This window comes from Methanomassiliicoccaceae archaeon DOK (genome assembly GCA_009911715.1).
In the GTDB taxonomy this organism is placed as follows: domain Archaea; phylum Thermoplasmatota; class Thermoplasmata; order Methanomassiliicoccales; family Methanomethylophilaceae; genus Methanoprimaticola.
The window spans coordinates 762278-781261 of sequence record CP047880.1; the positions used below are offsets into that span (position 1 = coordinate 762278).

At 58.7% G+C, this 18984-nt stretch carries 11 protein-coding genes and 1 pseudogene; 7 read left to right on the top strand and 5 right to left on the bottom strand.

Annotated features, from left to right (window positions below; translation table 11 throughout):
• Positions 1 to 192: 192 nt before the first annotated feature.
• Complete coding sequence (locus JS82_03965; protein ID QHK17303.1) at positions 193 to 729, bottom strand: hypothetical protein; 537 nt, start codon at positions 727 to 729, stop codon at positions 193 to 195.
• A 104-nt stretch (positions 730 to 833) separates the two neighbouring features.
• On the opposite strand from JS82_03965, the gene JS82_03970 reads away from it, so the two are divergent.
• The 6 genes and pseudogenes from JS82_03970 to JS82_03995 all read left to right on the top strand — a co-directional run bounded on the left by JS82_03970 (position 834) and on the right by JS82_03995 (position 7345).
• On the top strand, positions 834 to 2237 hold the full coding sequence (locus tag JS82_03970; GenBank protein ID QHK17304.1) for an MFS transporter: 1404 nt from the start codon (positions 834 to 836) through the stop codon (positions 2235 to 2237).
• Between the two features lie 55 nt (positions 2238 to 2292).
• A complete protein-coding gene (locus JS82_03975) occupies positions 2293 to 2673 on the top strand; it encodes a MarR family transcriptional regulator (GenBank protein QHK17305.1) in 381 nt (126 codons plus the stop codon).
• Positions 2670 to 4115: an MFS transporter gene (locus tag JS82_03980; GenBank protein QHK17306.1), complete on the top strand. Its 1446-nt coding sequence runs from the start codon at positions 2670 to 2672 to the stop codon at positions 4113 to 4115. Before JS82_03975 ends, JS82_03980 begins: the two co-directional genes overlap by 4 nt.
• A gap of 183 nt (positions 4116 to 4298) precedes the next feature.
• Positions 4299 to 5261, top strand: a complete 963-nt coding sequence (locus JS82_03985; protein QHK17307.1) for a hypothetical protein — start codon at positions 4299 to 4301, stop codon at positions 5259 to 5261.
• Position 5262: 1 nt separating this feature from the next.
• Positions 5263 to 6402 (top strand): annotated as a pseudogene (locus JS82_03990) (AAA family ATPase).
• 22 nt (positions 6403 to 6424) lie between these two features.
• Positions 6425 to 7345: a TIGR00269 family protein gene (locus JS82_03995; GenBank protein QHK17308.1), complete on the top strand. Its 921-nt coding sequence runs from the start codon at positions 6425 to 6427 to the stop codon at positions 7343 to 7345.
• A gap of 3 nt (positions 7346 to 7348) precedes the next feature.
• Here JS82_03995 and JS82_04000 read toward each other — a convergent pair whose 3' ends face one another.
• The 4 genes from JS82_04000 to JS82_04015 form a co-directional block, all read right to left on the bottom strand.
• On the bottom strand, positions 7349 to 8992 hold the full coding sequence (locus JS82_04000) for an AAA family ATPase (GenBank protein ID QHK17309.1): 1644 nt from the start codon (positions 8990 to 8992) through the stop codon (positions 7349 to 7351).
• A 40-nt stretch (positions 8993 to 9032) separates the two neighbouring features.
• Positions 9033 to 9452, bottom strand: a complete 420-nt coding sequence (locus tag JS82_04005; protein ID QHK17310.1) for a hypothetical protein — start codon at positions 9450 to 9452, stop codon at positions 9033 to 9035.
• A gap of 211 nt (positions 9453 to 9663) precedes the next feature.
• Positions 9664 to 10692: a radical SAM protein gene (locus JS82_04010; protein ID QHK17311.1), complete on the bottom strand. Its 1029-nt coding sequence runs from the start codon at positions 10690 to 10692 to the stop codon at positions 9664 to 9666.
• Entirely contained in the window at positions 10677 to 12092 is a 1416-nt protein-coding gene (locus tag JS82_04015) for a cysteine--tRNA ligase (GenBank protein ID QHK17312.1), read from the bottom strand. Before JS82_04015 ends, JS82_04010 begins: the two co-directional genes overlap by 16 nt.
• A gap of 549 nt (positions 12093 to 12641) precedes the next feature.
• On the opposite strand from JS82_04015, the gene JS82_04020 reads away from it, so the two are divergent.
• The gene (locus JS82_04020) at positions 12642 to 18959 is read left to right on the top strand and encodes a hypothetical protein (protein ID QHK17313.1); all 6318 of its coding nucleotides are present in this window, start codon (positions 12642 to 12644) and stop codon (positions 18957 to 18959) included.
• Positions 18960 to 18984: the final 25 nt, after the last annotated feature.

Below are 18984 nucleotides of genomic sequence, written 5' to 3' on the forward strand. Positions count from 1 at the left end.
AAATGCTTGATCAGAGATGCATGGACGTTCGTTTCGCTCCAAAATCCGTATCTTCTGCGAGCATATGCTCTTACGAGGTTGAATACGGAATAGTACATTCTGTTAATGGCGGTTCTGTGTGAGGTCTCATCGTCGTCTTCTTGTTCTCTGATTGTTGTGGAAATTGAGTAAAATCCATGCCAATCATACTCATCAGATTGAGTTGACAACGAGATCACTTCCTCCACACGCCTTTCTGTTGATTTCCACGATCTTCCATATGGCATCGGCATCCATCACAGGTCCGGTGCGAATCGAGTATCTCACGTAACACTCCCCCGAATCTGTGACGAGCACTATCCTCTCCGTGCATCCCGGCAGCTCATCCTGTGCCATCCTGTGGACGTGTCTGAATTCCTGGTCGATGCCCGGATGGGCTTTCAGGAACCTCCACATGGCGGGATCGTCCTGGATCCATACGCCGAGGCTCTCCATCGTGTCCACCACGTACGCGCAGTAACGTGTGCGTCTCTCGTGGTCTATGCGCTTCTCGACGATGGTCCCGTCCTCCGACAGGACGCCGCAGTACAGCGACTCCTTGTGCCTCTTCTTGTTGGCGGAGTCCCACCAGGTGGTGGCCCACCTCACGATGTGGATGCCTCCTCTCCTCTCGACCGTGAGTCCCGTCTTCCCCTGCCTCCTCTGTTCGGCCAGCCAGTCCTTGGCCCACTGTTCCGGTTCCGAGCCCATGTGAAGAGCATCGCATCATGGGGTATATAGTTTTGGGGTATACATTACGACCAGGAATTTACTTAACCCGAATTAATTAATATACGGAAAGTATCGCCCGGCCCATGGCAAAGAGCAACAGCTACGCCAGGGCGCACATACCGCTCCTGGTGACGATCGCGCTGGGCATGTTCCTGGACGGTCTGGACGGGACGATAGTCAACGTCGCCCTGCCCGACATCTCCGAGTCCTTCGGCATGGACTCGAGCCTGTCGTCCTGGATAGTCACGGTGTACTTCCTGGTCCTCGCGGGACTGGTCCTGATATTCGGCAAGCTCTGCGACAGCGGGGCCATCAAGAAGATCATAATCGCCGGTTTCCTGGTGTTCAGCCTCGCGTCGCTGGCGTGCGGGCTGTCGGAGGACATAGTCGTGCTGCTGGCAGCGAGGGCGGTCCAGGGCGTGGGGGCGTCGATGCTCGCGGCGTCCTCCGTGATGCTGAGCGTGAAGTTCCTCCCGTTTCACATGACGAGCTTCGGCCTCGGCGTGGGGCTCCTGGGTTCGTCCATCGGCGCGGCGATAGGCCCCGCGCTCGGGGGCGTGCTGGCCGAGACCCTCTCCTGGCACTGGGTCTTCTTTATCAACGTGCCCGTCGGCATAGTCGCGGCGGTCATAGCCCACAGGGCCATCCCCGCCGACACCGGATTCGACAGGAGCGCCTTCGACTACAAGGGCTCCGTGCTCCTGTTCCTGTCATTGGTCACGGGCCTCTACGCCCTGGAGTCGTTCCCGTCCCACGGCGTCACGACGGCGACGGTGGTTTCGCTGGTCCTGTTCGTGGTCCTGTTCTCGGTGTTCGTGCTGTACGAGCGCAGGATATCCATCCCCGTGCTGAACCTGAAGGTGTTCCGCAGCGGGAGGTTCGTGGCGGTGTCCGTCTCGTTCCTGATAATGAACGCCTGCTACATGGGGTGCCTTTACCTCCTGCCCTACTACATGAGGGTGGAGCTGGGCTTCGACACGATCATGTGCGGGCTGTTCCTGCTCGTTGCCGCCGTGATGACACTGATATTCTGCCTCAAGGTCGGGAAGATGGCCGACATGAGGGGCAACAGGCCCTTCGTCATCGCCGGATGCTTCCTGATGGTCGTGGCGATGGCCCTGTTCTCGCTCATGGACGCGTCCATGCCCACATGGGTGCTCATAGTCGGGCTGGCGCTGCTGGGCACGATGTGGGGCGTCGCCGGCGGTCCGGTGGGCAGCAGACTCATCGACAACGTGCCATCCGACCAGAGGGGCTCCGGGTCCGCGCTGCTCTCGTTCTTTATCTACTTCGGCAGCGCCCTGGGCACCGCGCTGTTCGCGGGGCTGTTCGGGTTCGGTTCCGCGTCCGCCGGGCAGCCCATCGCCGACCTCGACCCCGCGGTGTTCATGGAGGGATTCGGATTCGCCATGGCCTTCGGAGTCGCCATCGCAGCCCTGGCGCTGATCCTGTCCTGGGCGGTCAACGAGAGGAGGTCCGCGGCATGACGATCAGGACGAGCTTCGACAGGATCTACCGCGCCATGACCGTGAGGAGCAGTGCGTGGACAAGAGGCAGGGGACCATGGACCTGACATACAAGGAGATGATGTATCTCTACCTGATCGACCTCACCGAGGACTGCACGGTGTCCAAGCTGGCCGACATGATCAACGTCTCCCTGCCCGCCGTGACGAAGAGGATAAACTCCCTGGAGGAGCGCGGGCTGGTCCAGAGGACCAGGAGCGAGGGGGACGGGAGGGTCAAGACCGTCACGCTCTCGGAGCGCGGTGCCGCGCTGTCCAAGCGCATGGACGACCTCTTCTATCCCATACTCGACCGCTTCGCGGAGAGGTTCCCCCCGGAGGACGTCGCCAGGTTCTGCACGATGCTGGACATGCTCTCGGACGACATCGAGGGTGCCATCAGGGGGAGTGCGCAGTGAGCGGAGCCTCCATCGTCACAATGGACGAGTCCAGGGTGATCACGGACAGGAGGGGCCAGTGGATGATCCTGGCCGTCATGGCCGTGGCAATGTTCCTGGACGGCATGGACGGGACCATCGTCAACGTGGTCCTGCCGGAGATCAGCGGGAGCTTCTCCACCGATACCAGCACCACATCCTGGGTCGTGACGATCTACTTCCTGATGATGGCGGGGCTGATCCTCATCTTCGGCAAGGTCGCCGACGGCGGGGCCATCAAGAGGGTGTTCGTGGGGGGCATGGCGATCTTCACCGTGAGCTCCCTGCTCTGCGGGCTCTCCACGACGCTCCCGCTGCTGCTGGCCTTCAGGGCGGTGCAGGGAGTCGGCGCGGCCATGCTCGCGGTCTCCGCCTTCATGCTCTGCGTCAAGTTCCTGCCCAAGTCCATGGCGGCCTTCGCCATGTCCATGGGCGTGCTCGGGATCGCCGTCGGAGGCGCCATGGGCCCGGCCATAGGCGGGGTGCTGTCGGAGCTGATGTCCTGGCACCTGGTGTTCTTCATCAACGTGCCCATCGGTATCGTGGCGATCGCCCTGGCCCTGAAGGCCGTGCCGAGGGACGGCGAGTTCACCGCCAGGGGGTTCGACCTGAGAGGCGCGGCCCTGCTGTTCGTGTCCATGGTGTGCGGGCTCTACGTGCTGGAGTCCGCCCCCTCCCATGGGTTCGACGGGGTGTCCGCCGCATGCCTGCTGGTGTTCGTCGTCGGCATGGCGCTGTTCGTCATGGTCGAGCGCAGGGCCGCGGACCCGGTGCTGAAGCTCCGCCTGTTCAGGCTCCCCAGGCTGCTGGCGGCAATCGTCACGATGGTGATCATCAACATGTGCTACATGGGATGCATCTACCTGATCCCGTACTACCTCCAGGTGGAGATGGGTCTGGACAGCATCGACAGCGGGTACTACCTGCTCATCCCCGCGGTGGCCACACTGGCGTTCTGCGTGTGGATAGGCAGACTGGCGGACAAGTACGGCAACAGGCCGTTCGACATATTGTCCTGCGTCATCATGCTAGCGTCGATGGTGGTCTTCGCCCTCATCGACCCGGATGCGGTGTGGATGCTGGTGCTCGGACTGATCTGCATGGGTGTGATGTGGGGCATCGGAGGCGGCCCGATCTCCAGCAGGATGCTGGAGAACGTCCCCGACGAGGACCGCCCGTCCAGCTCGTCGCTGAACTCGTTCATCATCTACTTCGGCTGCGCGGCGGGCACCGCGCTGTTCGCGGGCCTGTTCGGCCTGGGCTCGGGCTCCTCCGGGCAGGACCTGGCAGGCCTGAGCGGGGAGGTGTTCCTGGAAGGGTTCCGCTTCGCGATGGTGTTCGGAGTCGTGCTGTCCATCATCGCCCTGGTGCTGTCCTGGGCGGTCAACGAGAGGAAGGCCCCGAGGCGGCGCGCGGAGGATTGACCCCCGCAGCCCGTCGGGGAAGGGAGAGCGGGGCGGGACCGTCGAGGGGACATCCCGCCCCGACCACAGACCGAGCGATCCTCCAACACACCGAACCGCCCCTTCCGGATCCCGACTGAGATGCGGATCCGCCGCATGCGGCAGTCGGAACCATTGTCTACCTATTCGGCATAATCCACAAGCATGAAGATCTACGAGGCCTACGAGCTGGCCATCAGGACCGGCATGGAGATGGACCCCCGCCCGAAGGACGAGGTCCAGAAGGTCCTTGACGACGCCAGGGAGGCGTACGACAAGCTCCCCGAGGACAGGAGGGAGCTCTTCGACCAGGAGAGGCTCTGGAACCCCTACACCGACTCCCGCTTCTCCGTGATGGCCGACGAGGCCCGCGACATGGAGGCCGAGTGCCTCATGTGGGGGATAGACGTCGGACCCGCCGAGGTCCTCCTCGCCGACAGGCTGAGGGAGAAGGGCAGGAACGTCTCCGCACTCGTCGCCCACCATCCCATCGGCATCGCGAGGACCAAGTTCCCGGAGGTCATGTGGATGCAGACCGACATGTACCACGAGATGGGGGTGCCCATCAACGTCACCGAGGGCCTCATGAAGCCCCGCATGGACGACGTCCTGCGCGGGGTCATGGGCTCCAACTACAACCAGGGCGCCGACGCGGCCAGGCTCCTCGGGATCCCGCTCTTCAACGTCCACTCGCCGGCGGACAACATGGTGCAGAGGTACCTGACCGACCTGTTCGAGAGGACCGAGCCGAAGAGGCTGGGGGACCTCATAGACGTCCTGTACACCGAGCCCGAGTTCAGGCAGGCCGCCAGGTGCAACAGCCCGCCGGAGATCATCGTCGGGGGCAAGAGCAACAGGTGCGGGAGGATCGTCTGCAAGATGACCGGCGGCACCTCCGGCCCGAAGGAGATCTACGAGAAGTTCGCTCAGGCCGGCGTGGGCACCGTGGTGGGTATGCACTTCCCCGAGAGCCACATCGAGGAGGCCAGGAAGAACAACGTGAACATCGTCATCTCCGGCCACATGTCCTCGGACTCCCTCGGGGTGAACCTCATCTGCGACGTGTGGGAGAGGCACGGCATAGACGTGCTCCCGTGCTCCGGATTCACCCGTTTCAGCAGGAACTGACATGTTCGAGAGGGCCTCCACCATTATTCGCGACGGGTCCAAGCTGGACTACGCCTACGTCCCCGCTAACCTGGTCCACAGGGAGGAGCAGATGGCGAGGCTGGAGACGCTCTTCAGGCCCCTCGCCGAGTCCGGCCGCCCATGCACCGCGTTCCTGACCGGCAGCGTGGGGACCGGGAAGACCGTGACGGCCACCAGGTTCTCCATGGACCTGGCGGACTACATGGCGAAGGCCGGGAGGCCCATCGACACCGTCTACGTGAACTGCCGCAACACCTCCGAGGCGGGGGCGCTGCTGCAGATCCTCAGGCACTACGACAGGGGGTTCCCGGACAGGGGGTTCTCCGCGGACGAGATGGCGCGCGCAATGGCGTCCCACCTGGCCACCGGGGAGCGCGCGATGCTGGTGATCCTGGACGAGGTGGACGTACTGCTCAAGAAGGGCTCCGTGGACATCGTCTACCAGCTCACCAGGACCGACACCGCCCGCTCCGCGCCGGTGTGCGTGGTCCTGATCTCGCAGGAGCCCATCGACAGCCTCCTGGACGAGGCCTCGATGTCGACGTTCCGCAGGAGCAACACCGTCAGGTTCAACCGCTACTCCCGCGGGGAGCTCAGGGAGATAGTCGGGGCCAGGGCGGAGGAGGCCCTGCATCCCGGCAGGATAACCGAGGACGCGCTGGACCTCATCGCCGAGCACGCTGCGGAGTACGGCGATGCCAGGGTCGCCATAGAGCTGCTCGACAGGGCGGCGAACATCGCCGAGGAGGACTCCGAGGGCGAGGTGACCATCGAGCACGTCAGGGCCGCCAAGGCGATGATATACAGCTCGGTGTCCGAGGGGAGGCTGAGGTCCCTGGACATCAACAGGATGCTGGTGCTCCTCGCGGTTGCCCGCGCCATGAAGCAGAACCCCTCCATACCGTCGTCGTCCGCCGAGAGGACGTACGCCGTGGTCTGCGAGGAGTACGGGGTCCAGGCCAGGAAGCACACCCAGTTCTGGACGTACCTGCAGGACCTGGACAGGATCGGGGTGGTGAAGGTCGGGGTCTCCACGGACAGCAACGGCAGGGTGGCCACCGTGGCGCTGCCAGACATCCCGTCCAAGGTGCTCGCCGAGAAGATGGAGGCGATCGTGGAGGAGAGGCTCAGGGAGGTCGACGATGAGATGCGATCTCTGCGACCGCGAGGCCGTGACGTTCGTCAGGTACAACGGCTCCCACCTGTGCGACAGGCACTTCATGCGCTACGTGGACCGCAGGGTCAAGCGCGAGATCAGGAAGCAGATCGATGTCAAGCACGGCGACAGGATCGCCGTGGCCGTCTCAGGCGGCAAGGACAGCATGGTCGCCCTGAAGATGATATCCTCGGTGTTCGGGCCGAGGAACGGCGTGGAGGTCCACGCCATAACGATAGACGAGGGCATAGAGGGATACCGCCCTCCCAGCGTGGACATCGTCAGGAGGTTCTGCGAGTCCAACGGCGTGGCCTTCCATCTGAGGTCGTTCACCGAGCTGGGGGTCACCATGGACGAGGCCGCCCCCGTCTCCGGGGACGCCAGCCCGTGCACCTACTGCGGCGTGTTCCGCAGGAGGCTCATGAACGACGAGGCCAGGAGGATAGGCGCCGACTGGCTGGCCACCGGCCACAACCTCGACGACATGGCCCAGTCCGTGATGATGAACTTCGTCAGGGGCGACGTGGAGAGGCTGGCCAGGATGGGCCCGCACGAGACCGTGCAGCCCGGGCTGATCCCCAGGTTCATGCCCCTGAGGACGATCCCGGAGAAGGAGACGCTGCTGTACGCCCTGGTGTCCGGGCTGGAGTTCTGGGACGGCGTCTGCCCCTACTGGCAGGAGGCCCTGAGGAACCAGTACCGCGACATGGTCGACGGGCTGGAGGACAGGTCCCCCGGCGCGAAGTTCGGGATCCTGTCGTCGTTCGACACCCTCCGCCCTATGCTGCACAGGGAGTACGCCGGGGCGACGCTCCATCCGTGCCCCAGGTGCGGTGAGCCCACCGTCGGCAGCAGCTGCAAGTCCTGCGAGCTGCTGGACACGCTCAGGGCGAGGATACAGGGCTGACGTTCAGAGGTCCAGGATCTCGGCCCCGACCTTTGACACCACTCCGCAGAAGGCGATGCCGTACAGGACGACCCTCCCCTTCATGCCGTTGTAGTACCTGCGGTCGTGGATCTGGCGGATTGCGTCCTCCACGGCCGTGTCCAGCTTGTCGATGGCGTCAGCAGTCTTCAGCTCGATGATGATGGGTGGGGAGCCGCCCTTCAGTGGTGTCAGGACGATGTCGGTGCGACCGTTGCCTTCCTGCCTCTCGGTCCTGACATCGTGACTTTCCGCGAGGGTCCCCTTCAGGATCGTCATTAGCAGTATCTCGTACGCGTATTCCCTGTTCAGGTTTAGGTAGTTCCCGCTTGTCAGCAGTCTGTTCAGGACGGTCTCCATCGGTTCCGTCCTCATGTCCAAAAGGGAGCTGCAGAACTCTACGAACAACTTGCTGCCCATGACCGGCTTGTTGTTGGTCAGGATCCTCTCGAGGTCCTCCTTGACCTCTCTGTTGGGTATCGAGATGAGGTAGGTCTTAGAATCTGTAGGTTCAGCCTTGAGGTACCCCGTCATCGCCATGAGCGAGTAGAGGTTCGTGTCCCACAGGGACATCATGTCCTCGTATGTGATGTCGTAGCGGAGTTCGGTCTCGATGGAACCTCCGGACAGGATGGTGATAACCTTGTCGATGTTCGATTCATCGGCCCTCTGGATCATCCATCTGAGGGACACGTTCTCGCTTGTTCCCGTCCAGTATCCTTCGGCCCTGAAGCCGTTCTGAACGTACAGCATGACGCTGTACGGGTTGTAAACCTCGGCATCACCGAAACGGTACCCGTCGTACCATGCTCTGACGTCGTCGAAACTGTCCTGATGGCCGTAGTATCCCAGGATGTCCCTGACCTCTGCCTCTGTGAACCCGAACCTCTCGTCGGAGGTGGTCGATGCGATGTTGTTGATACTGATGTTGTTCAATCCCGAGAACATTCCCGCCTTGGCCACCTGCATGACTCCGGTGACATACGCCATCTGGAGGTTCCGGTTGCTCTTGAGGGTGGTGGAGAAGAATCCGCTGAGGAAATCAATGATCATCTTCTGCGTTTCCGTGCCGAAGGAATCTGTTAGAGCACGGTCGTATTCGTCGATGAGCACGATAGATCTTCTGCCGTGGTACCTATGCAGGATCTCGCACAGCGTCAGGATGGATTCACGGAGGTCGTCCTCTGATGCCTTCTTGCTGTATATCCTGTCGAGGAGAAGGGATTCGCTCCTCATGACGACGTCGGAGCTCAGCTCCTTGTCGAACCTTTTGAAGGTCCTGATGATGATCGAGTTCAGGGACTCGATGAAGAGGCCGTAGTCCCTCGGATTTGCATCCTTCAGATCCAGGTAGATCACGGGGAACGCGTTGCGGTAGCGGTCGAACTCTGGGAACTCCGAGATGGCTAGTCCGTCGAACCACGTGTTTCCCTCATACTGCATGTTGAAGTAGGCGTCCAGCATGGTGATGTTGGTGGTCTTCCCGAAACGGCGTGGACGGGTGTACAGGTACACATCACCATCGCCCTTGTCGAGCATGTCCTTTATCAGGAGTGATTTATCGACATAGTATTTGTCGCGATCACGGATGTCCTGGAAGGACATTCCGCCGGTACTCACCTGCTTCATGTCGTCCAGTATGTGTTGGGTCAACATAAACTTACATCTGTCATGGCATGACGGTCTCCGTCCCGACCCGGGCTACCACTCCGCAGAAGGCGATGCCGTACAGGACGACCCTCCCCCTCATGCCGTTGTAGTACCTGTGGTCGTGGATCTGGGAGATCGCCTCGTCGACGGCATGGTCCAGGTCCTCGGGCCTCCCGGCCCTCTTCAGCTCGATCACGATGCCTGGATTGTCGGCATCCCCCGAGAACATGACGATGTCTGTGCGACCGTTGCCGCTCTGGACCTCGGTCCTCACATCGTATCCGTTGATGAGTCTCTTGAGGGTGACGGCGACTATGAGCTCGTAGGACTGCTCCATGTGGAGGTTATGGTAGTTGAACGCCGTCAGGATGCTGGGGTGGAAGCCCACGCGCGAGGACTTCCGGACCTTGCGTGCGGGTTCCGTTACGAGTAGTTTCAAGGAGATGAGAAAACAGGTCCGAGGTGGGAAAGGACCAGAGCCTTAGGTTGCAAGCTGCGGCCCTGGTCCTCGGAATAATCCGTCTGATTCTTGAGATTATTCGGTTATTCTGAGAAACACTTCGGCCCTTCGGGGCCAGGTCCTTCGAACGGGATTGTTGTATCCATATATATAACAGATGCGTTGGCGCAATCGTATGGCCCATCGGTCATCAGAAGTCCCTGAAGGGCACCAGGTCGCAGCATCCGCACTCGAAGCACATCGTCACCGAGGTCTCGGTGGTCAGCCCGTGCCTCCTCATGGCCGCCTTCTGCATCTCGGCCAGCCTAATCGCCCTCTCGGGGGTGATCTGCTCGCACCTGATGCCCGCCTCCATGAGCCTCACGCGGTTGATGTCGTTGACCCTGAGCGCCCTCAGCCCGGGAAGCACGCCCATCCTGCACATCCTCTCCATGGCGACGTCCAGGTCGGCGTCGGTCTCCCCCATCCCGTAGATGATGTTGGACACCACCCTCCCCCTGCCGAAGACGTCGACGGCGTCGGACAGCAGGGACCATATGGAGTCCATGTCCAGGTCCGGGCAGGCCTTCGAGAAGATCTCCCTGCTGGGCGACTCCAGGTTCAGCTTGATCTCGTCGGCGCCCGCCTCCTTTAGCCTCTCGATGTGCTCCCTGGACGAGACGTACGGCTCCACGCCGATTGGCATGTCCGGGCATCTGGAGCGGACGGCGCGGATCACGTCGACGAACCTGTCCACCGTGGATCCCACGTCGCCGACGACGCCGCTGGTGAGCGACACCGCCTTTACCTCGTAGGAGGAGAGCGAATCCTCCAGCATCTCCATGATCCTCTCGGTGGAGAGGTGCTTGTCCTCCGAGGGGTCCAGCAGCGGGGAGTTGCAGAAGGCGCACCTGTACATGCACCTGGGGTCCAGGTTGAAGAACGCCTGCTCCGGGCAGTGCCTAACAACGGGGACGATCTCCACCCTGGGGATGAACTGCCTGCCCCTCCTGGTGAGGGACAGCCTCCCCCTCTTGCCGACGACGAGCTCGAACTCGCCCGAATCGCGGGAGACGGTCTTCTTCACGCGGTACCCGTCGAAGGCGAACACCGCCGATCCGAACCCGGCGCCGGGCCCGGCGGTGGAGTGCGAGATCCTGCAGGGCGGCTCGAAGCCCTCGGGCAGCCTCACGGCCCCGCCCAGGGTCAGGACGGCCTTGCGCCTCAGAGCCTCTTCCATTTGGCGCCCTCCGCCGAATCCTCCAGGGAGAACCCGGCATCCTTGACGCGGTCGCGGATCATGTCGGCGAGGTCGTACATCTTGCGCTTCCTGAGCTCCTGGCGCAGGTCCACCAGGATGGACATGACGGCGTCCAGGTCCTCGCCGGTCTCGCCGTCCCGGGGCATGATGCCCAGCACGGTGTCGAACTCCGCGATGAGGGACATCCACTCCCTGGCGGTGGAGGCCGTCATCGTCCCCTCGGACATGGCCCTGTTGGACTCCGAGGCCATCTCGAACATGACGCCGATTGCCTCGCGGGTGTTGAAGTCGTTGTCCATGGCCTCCCTGAACCTGTTCCTGTACGAGGCGATCGCGTTGCCGTCGGCGGCGCCCTCGGGGGCGTCGCGGACGTAGGCCTGCAGCTCCCTGTAGTTGTTGGTGAGCCTGCCGAGGGCGGCACCGGCCTCGATCAGCATGTCCTCGCCGTAGACCAGGGGGCTCATGTAGTGGGTGTTGAGGAAGTAGAACCTGACGGTGCGGGTGTCGTACTTGGCCAGCACGTCCTTGACGGTGAAGAAGTTGCCCAGGGACTTGGACATCTTCTCCTCCTTGGACATGCCGTGGCCCTTCACCTGCAGCATCCCGTTGTGCATCCAGTAGTTGGCCAGCGGCTTCCCGGTGACCGCCTCGGTCTGGAGGATCTCGTTCTCGTGGTGCGGGAAGATAAGGTCGTTCCCGCCGCCGTGGATGTCGATCTGCTCGCCGAGGTAGCGGTAGATCATGGCCGAGCACTCGATGTGCCATCCCGGCCTGCCCCTGCCCCAGGGCGAGTCCCAGGAGACCTCCCCGGGCTTGGCGGCCTTCCAGACGGCGAAGTCCTGCGGGTTCCTCTTGTAGGGGTCCGCGGCGATCCTGCCGGAGGACTGCATCTGGTCGGCGGTGCGGTTGGTGAGCCTGCCCTCGCCGCCCATCTTAGCGACGTCGAAGTAGACGCTGCCGTCCTCGGCGACGTAGGCGTAGCCGTTGTCGATGATCCTCTGGACCATGGATATGATGTCGCCGATGCACTCGCTCGCCTTGGGGTAGATGTCGGCGCGGTTGATCCCCAGCCTGGCGGAGTCCTCGAAGTACTTCTGGATGTACCTTGCGGAGAGCTCCAGGGGCTCCACGCCCTCCTGCGCGGCGCGGGCGATGATCTTGTCGTCCACGTCGGTGAAGTTGGTGACGTGGGTGACCTCGTAGCCGGAGTACCTCAGGTACCTGGCGACCATGTCGAATACGATCATGCTCCTGGCGTGGCCCATGTGGATGTCGTCGTAGACGGTCACTCCGCAGACGTACATCCTGACCTTTCCGGGCTCGATGGGCTTGAACTCCTCCAGGGAGTTCGTGAGGGTGTTGTGGATCCTGAGTGACATCGGAATCGTCGGTTAATCGCCTGCATTTATTAATATGTGGCTGGACGGGACGTGTGCGATGTGTGAGATTGGATGATGCATCCAATAGATGATGGGCGAGCCATTAAATTGTGCAAGGATGTTGTTCTTATCACCTCAGAATACGACGGATGCACAAACGGGATTCGTGGAATCGACGTATGACGCATTCGGATTCGTCAGGTTCCTGAGGGATCGTAGAGGAGGGGAAATAGGTGGTAGGTTGCGTGTCCGTGCGTTTTGGGTGTGTCCGGACGAGGGCCGCCGTCTGGGTGGCCGGGCGGTGTATACACTTCATGAATCATACTGTATATTCCTTAAAGCGGCTTAACGCTGTGATTACATAGGGTATATCTTTATATATAGGATTCAGGTGAGGTGGATTTCCAAAGGCTCGGAGATTACCTAGCCCTCCCGTATCGGCTGAAAAACGCCATAGGGTTCGAGGGGCAGGGGGCCGGGTTCGGAAGAGGTGAGAGCATAGGCGTCAGGGAGCACGTTTCGGGATGCTGTAACAGGGGGGGGGGGTCTGTGACCTCCAGAAGGTATCCAGCGAAGGCGTTCGCGGTGTTCGCAGTCCTCCTGCTGACGCTCAGCGTGCTTCCCATGATCGGTGTCTTTGCTCCGGAGGCCGAAGGGTATGACGGTGAGTCATACAATGTGGTATATCATCCTGGAAATCCAGGATATATAAACAGCAATTATAACGATACGACCACGCCTGGCAATCTAGAGATAAAGTATTTCGGCACTCCGATATCCGAATACAACCCACAGTTCTGGACGGATGCCAGTGGATACAGGGGCTACATCAACGGCGAGATCCAGAATGGTACGCTCACCAATTGGTATGGGATTAAACAATATCACGAAAACTGGACAGTAGTTTTCTCAGGTTGGTTTGTTTCCGATTCTGCAGGCAATATTACAGGAACCGAAACTGTTGATCCTGGAGAGGATTTATCAGATTTTGTTGTCCAATCGGATGGTAAAATCCATTTGACAGCCCAGTGGTCTTACATTACCAATATTGATTATAATTCGTCCCAGAGTTATACGTCTGGGAATAAGTACACAAATATCATCTTGCTGAGCCAGGATGTTAACCTTGACGACAGATCTTCCAACGTAACTATAAGGTCCGATACCACCAACGGTGGTTCAATTCGCACCATATATCTTGACGGTTCGTTGTATATGGGATCCTCCGTAATCCTCGATAATGCACGGTTATGGGGAAACGGAGGGACAACAACTCAAGACAGCAACGGACTATACGCTAGCCCCAACAGCAAGCTAATCGTTGGAACCAATGTATCCACTACTTATTGGAACGGTTCATATGTGCAGATTGTTGGAGGTCCGTCAAGTGGTTGGTATTGGGATAATTACAGTTACACCGATGTACGTGTGTTCAGTGGGACATACTCCAACATCGTGGGAGGAGGAACTGACGGATATAGTGGAACAATCACTACAACAAGCATCGTGATGGCAGGTACCACATCTGTTTTGGAGGCAGTGTGGGGCGCCAGTATTCGTGGCGAAACAGGCACATCGAATGTATTGATTGTCAACGGTTCTATCAATGCCCTAGGCTATAATGAAAATGGTGAACTAAGACAAGGTTTCAGTACCATTATCGGTGGTTCCAGATACGGCAATGCTGGTAATACCGAGGTGACCATAACAGGTCTTTCTGAGGTATTTGCGGCCCAGGGTGGAGGTAGGGACCCTCAGAGTTATACTACGAACTCACACGTAGTCGTTTCTGGAAAAGCCATAGTAGAGCATATGGTGTGCGGAAGCCTTACGGACGGTAATAGCCGGGATGCTAATCCTCGTGTTGGAGAATCAACTGTTGAGGTGAAGGATTCCGCGCAGGTCAGGGATGTTTATGGCGGAGGATGGGACCTATGGGCAGATCCAATAAATCCCAGTACTGGAAAAACAAATGTGGTGATTTCTGGCGGACACATTATAGGTTCAGTATATGGTGGAGGCTTCAGGGGTTCCATCGGTACGGGAATCCAGTCTGATATTACATCAAGTGTCATTGTTACTGGAGGAACCATAGACGGTTCAGTCTACGGTGGAGGTCAGGGTGGTCCTGACCCCATGAGTAATGGAAACAGCACTAATACCACTGGTAAGGCCTATGTTGACGGAAATGTGAGTGTCCAGGTCCTGGGCGGATTCATCAAAGGCTCAGTCTACGGCGGGGGCTTCGGAGCACAGAAGCTCTGGGGGGACACCAACGGAGTCAACGACACCGCCAAGGTCACAGGGGACGTCAATCTTACCATCGGTGGCACTGCGGTCATAGGAGGCTCTGTCTACGGAGGCGGCAAGGGACTCGGTCGCGGGGAAGCCATCAACAATAACGATGTCCAGAACATCGCCTACGTCCTTGGCTCCGTGACGATGACGATTCAGTCCGGAACCATATCCGGGTCTGTCTTCGGAGGTGGCGAGTACGGTTCTATCGGTACCGAATCCAGTAATCCTTACGGAAATATCACCATGTACATCGGCAGGGCGTCGATTGACGGAGACGTCTTCGCCGGAGGCCTGGGCGAAGACGGGCGCCTATCCGCATACACACTGAATAGGTTCCTGACCATCGATGGAGCCACCATCGACGGATCGGTGTACGGGGGGAGCCGTCTCGGAGACGACAACCGTTCGGGTTCTGGCAATCTCTCCCACAGCTCCCACACCGAGATCCGCATAGTGTCTGTCGACATGTCGGGCTCTGGGAACGTCTACGGCGGAGGGTACATGGGACACTCCTACATGGACACGTACGTTCTCATCGGAATCCCCGCCGCAGAGGCAGCTGGTCTCAGCAACGTCAGCGGATATATCTACCTAGACTCAGTATACGGCGGATCCAGCATCGCGGAGCCCACGGGCAATCAGAGTGGCACAACGTTGCTCGACGGTTCCAGTTACATCCACATAGGCTCTAGGTATCAGGACGGAAATACTCCGTATCAAGGAGTATGGATATCAGGCGACGTATTCGGCGCAGGAGATTACTGTGACATCACGGGTCATTCCGAGATCGTCTTCGAGAGGTTCTCCCAGGACATCAGCATGCTGTCCGTCCAGAAGGCCGATCTCGTGACGCTCATCGGCTCGTCCCTGGAGCTTGATGGAAACGTGGACGGCGCATCGCTTTCGGGTTCCGAGAAGTTCTCGTTCAACAGGGTCGGGGAACTCGTTCTGAGGTATGACGATCAAACCAGCACACCCAGCAGGGTTGTGGCCAATGCCGCCGCATCCATCTCCGGCTACAGCAGCCAGTACGCCGACGGCAGCACAGGCACAGTGCCCAGTAGCTATGATAAATACAACAGCATCCGCATGAACGGCGGTATGATGTTCTCCATCCTCGGACAGGGGGACACTGGCCTGGATGTGTCCATCATCGAGGGGCACACGGTCCTCGAGTCCGACGACAACCCGTACTACGGGGCGTTCGCCATCGGTACGGCCAACAAGGCTGGGGTCCCCGTCGTCGTCGAGGACGACACGGCATTCTACGTCAAAACGGGGGGAGGTTATGTCAGGACGCAGACGGTCGATTACAACTACACTGTCTCTGATTCTAACATGGTCTTCCGCGTATGGTACATCTCTGGATCGTACAAGGTCGAGGACACCGTGACCCTCCAGGACCTGGGCAACGGAAAAACCGTTCCCGGAGCCTCGGACATCAAGATGCCGAAGCTGGTCACAGGCTCTTCAATCGTCTTCGCAGGCTACTACGTGAACTCCGACACGGTCGGATCGCTCAATCTCGTGGATTCCCTTGATAACACCAGTTCGGGGAGGGACTTCCTGGTTAACGTCGGAGTTTCTGGAGATGGGAACTACACCACATTCAATGACGGAAAAGGTTTCAGACTCGGGTCATCAGACCGCACCGAGACCAGCCAGAGCGGTCTGAGGCTCCAGACGACTATCTCCACCAACGGGGGCTTCTCAACGACGGGATATGTCGGCACCATCACCCTCCACTTCGCCGAGTTGAGCGGGGGGATAGCGGTCAACGTCTACGATGTGGAGATCTCGGTCTACCTCAGGGCGCAGGATCTGAAGAATCTGACGATAACCCATGACATCATCATGAGAGGCTCCGGAACCGTGTCGGGTAGCACGGACATCTACCTACCCGCGCTGAGCAACAGCAGGACGGGCGAGTACTACATCAAATCCGTGACAATTGGAGGGGACATCACCATCACTCCCGTGGCAACCAACCTCAACAAGGACGGATGGCTCTACAAGGCTACAAATGGGGAAACCTACTTCGAGACCGATGCGGGTCTGAACGACTACATGGGAATCGGGGGAGTCTACTCACCGGTCCTGAGGATGAACTACACCCTGCAGGAGAACTCCGACGGGTCAATGACGGGTGCGACCATATTCGTCCAGATGAGGGAGGAGGGTACATCCGACTTCACCCACACATACACGATAGTCCTCAATCCAGTCAAGGTCACCCAGGTCACGATCACCTTCCAGGACACCTATCTTCTGGCGGATTCTAACAAGCCCTGGGCGGACTATGAGGCTCTTTTCTCCATAGACATCGACTACGGGCTCACTCTGTCGGAGACCTTCGTTGCCGTGAACACAGGCACATTGGGGGCCCTATCAGGCGATGCAGGATTCATCCAGGGCTTCGACGATACGCTCTTCAAGTCTAACGGGGCCGTGGTGGCCGGAACAGAGAGCTACCTCGACACCATCGTCAACCAGGTGGGGTACACGATAGTACCTATCCCGGATCTTCTGGCGATGGTTGCGAAAAACAAGCCAAGCACAGCCTACGAAAACAGTGATGGAGATAAGCTGAGCTTTGAATACAGCGTTCATCAGCCCCGCTGGTATCAGAACGCGCTGTGCATGGCCGAGATCAACTTCGATTCCAAGTTCACTTCGGACCTCAGCATATTCGCCGGCTACAGCATCGTCGTAACCGTGATGGGAGTCATCGATGGACAGGATCCGTTCGAGCTGGATGTTATATTCCCCGGAGCTCCCGGGGAGGCCGTCGTTCTGTCAGTTGACGTGTTCACGCTCCCCATCGGATACGAGGGCAAAGGATGGTACACGGGATACGATTCATCCACCGGAAATTTCACCGGAAAAGTGGAAGACGGAAAACTGACAACCTTCTCCAACACGACGGTGTATCTCAAACTAGAACTGAAACACTACACTCTTAGTGTGCTGTTCCACAAGGATGGCAATGTTGTGACAATCCACTACGATGCTCCATACACTTTCACCTACAGGCAAACTGTAGCAATCTCTGGCATAGCGGTTCCGGAGAATTACCATATCGCATCCGCCAAAGGGACCGTCCAGGGCGGCGGAAGCTGGACGATCACCATCACTAACCAGAACAGCCTGACGTTCAGCGGTCCTGCGGGAGACCTGACCGTGGATGTGTACCTCAGCAACCAGTACACGATCACAATCACGATGCCGTCAGGGAATTACAGTGACAACTCGCTATATTCCTTTGGTCAACCTCATGAAAATGGAGGTGCCTGGTACATTCCGATAGTGCAGTCATCATCCAATCGTCAATCTTCGATTCAGATTACAGTCAGCTCAGGTATGTATCTGATCGTGAATGATATTGATAATTACAATAACAATGACGTCTTCTTTAGCATTTATTCGTCTGGCGAAGAAATCCGTAAGTACATTGGCGAGACGTACTATCTATACGTCGGAACTATTGATTCAGACAGGGAATATGAGATCTTTGTCTCCGTCCAGTGGAGTGTGAGTCTCGGAGCGAACTACACCGCCCATTATTCAGCCTATAATCCAGACGGTTCTATGTCAAATGATTCCGGGGTACTCATAAACGGCGATAAAGTATTCACAGGATACTCGATCACTCTGAATCCTTCAGAGAACTACATTTTCGGCCCTACGTTCACCACACATGGGGTCGTTCTGACGAACGACGATCCTCGCACTTATAGGGTGATCTCGAACTCGGGAACCGTCGTATTCGGGGATGCGATTCTCCGTCAGTTCACTCTGACAGTCACGGTGTTGTTTTCGGATCCGTATCCGCCCACACCCAATGGAACGTTCACTCTGCAGGATAGCACGACCACATACCCTGGAACGCCCACATACCAGAACGGAATCCTCACTGTGGAATATGTGCTCGCATCAGGCGCATACACCTGGGCTGCGGATTTTGATGGATTCGTCGAGAGCAGAGGAAGCACTTCGGTGAACGGCGACACGTCTATCCAGGTGGTCCTCCAGCCGGTGACGTTTGTGATTGAGTTCTATGATTCTGATGGAGCATCGATCTATACTTTCAGTGAGTACTGGGATGAAATAATCGGGAAGGGGATCAGTTCTATCTACTCTGATTCTTCGGACGCATGGGGTGTCTACAGCAGCATGTGGGACGATGTCGTCAGAGTCATCGAAACACAGGATGCCCTCGGCTACGATGATTTCGGAGGGAACGACTCCGACACCAAGACGCTCTACCTCCGTGAGATACCCGGTCTGAGCGACATAGTCCCTGGCAATCTAGACATCGTCATATTCACACACCAGGGCGGGATCAACGGCGTCCACGAGACCGATGTGAAAACAGGGTTGGAATCAGACATCCAGTACAGGGTCGATGTTGGCGGTTCTACCGTTCTCATCACAGTCTATGCAGACGGGCGCGTGCTGATAGACAACTGTCCCGAAGGGACTGGAACGATAGTCCTGGATCTCGGACGCGGAAGCTCCCTGATGATTGTTTCGCTGCCGAATCTGGATGACGCGGGGGTATCGCAATGACACTCAACAAGCTCGAGAAGCTAAG

Bases quoted from the DNA above. Each gene is read 5' to 3' on its own strand.
- JS82_03995 (QHK17308.1), top strand. From the start codon at position 6,425: ATGAGATGCGATCTCTGCGACCGCGAGGCCGTGACGTTCGTCAGGTAC.
- JS82_03970 (QHK17304.1), top strand. From the start codon at position 834: ATGGCAAAGAGCAACAGCTACGCCAGGGCGCACATACCGCTCCTGGTG.
- JS82_03985 (QHK17307.1), top strand. From the start codon at position 4,299: ATGAAGATCTACGAGGCCTACGAGCTGGCCATCAGGACCGGCATGGAG.
- JS82_04015 (QHK17312.1), bottom strand. From the start codon at position 12,092: ATGTCACTCAGGATCCACAACACCCTCACGAACTCCCTGGAGGAGTTC.
- JS82_03965 (QHK17303.1), bottom strand. From the start codon at position 729: ATGGGCTCGGAACCGGAACAGTGGGCCAAGGACTGGCTGGCCGAACAG.
- JS82_04000 (QHK17309.1), bottom strand. From the start codon at position 8,992: ATGAAGCAGGTGAGTACCGGCGGAATGTCCTTCCAGGACATCCGTGAT.
- JS82_04010 (QHK17311.1), bottom strand. From the start codon at position 10,692: ATGGAAGAGGCTCTGAGGCGCAAGGCCGTCCTGACCCTGGGCGGGGCC.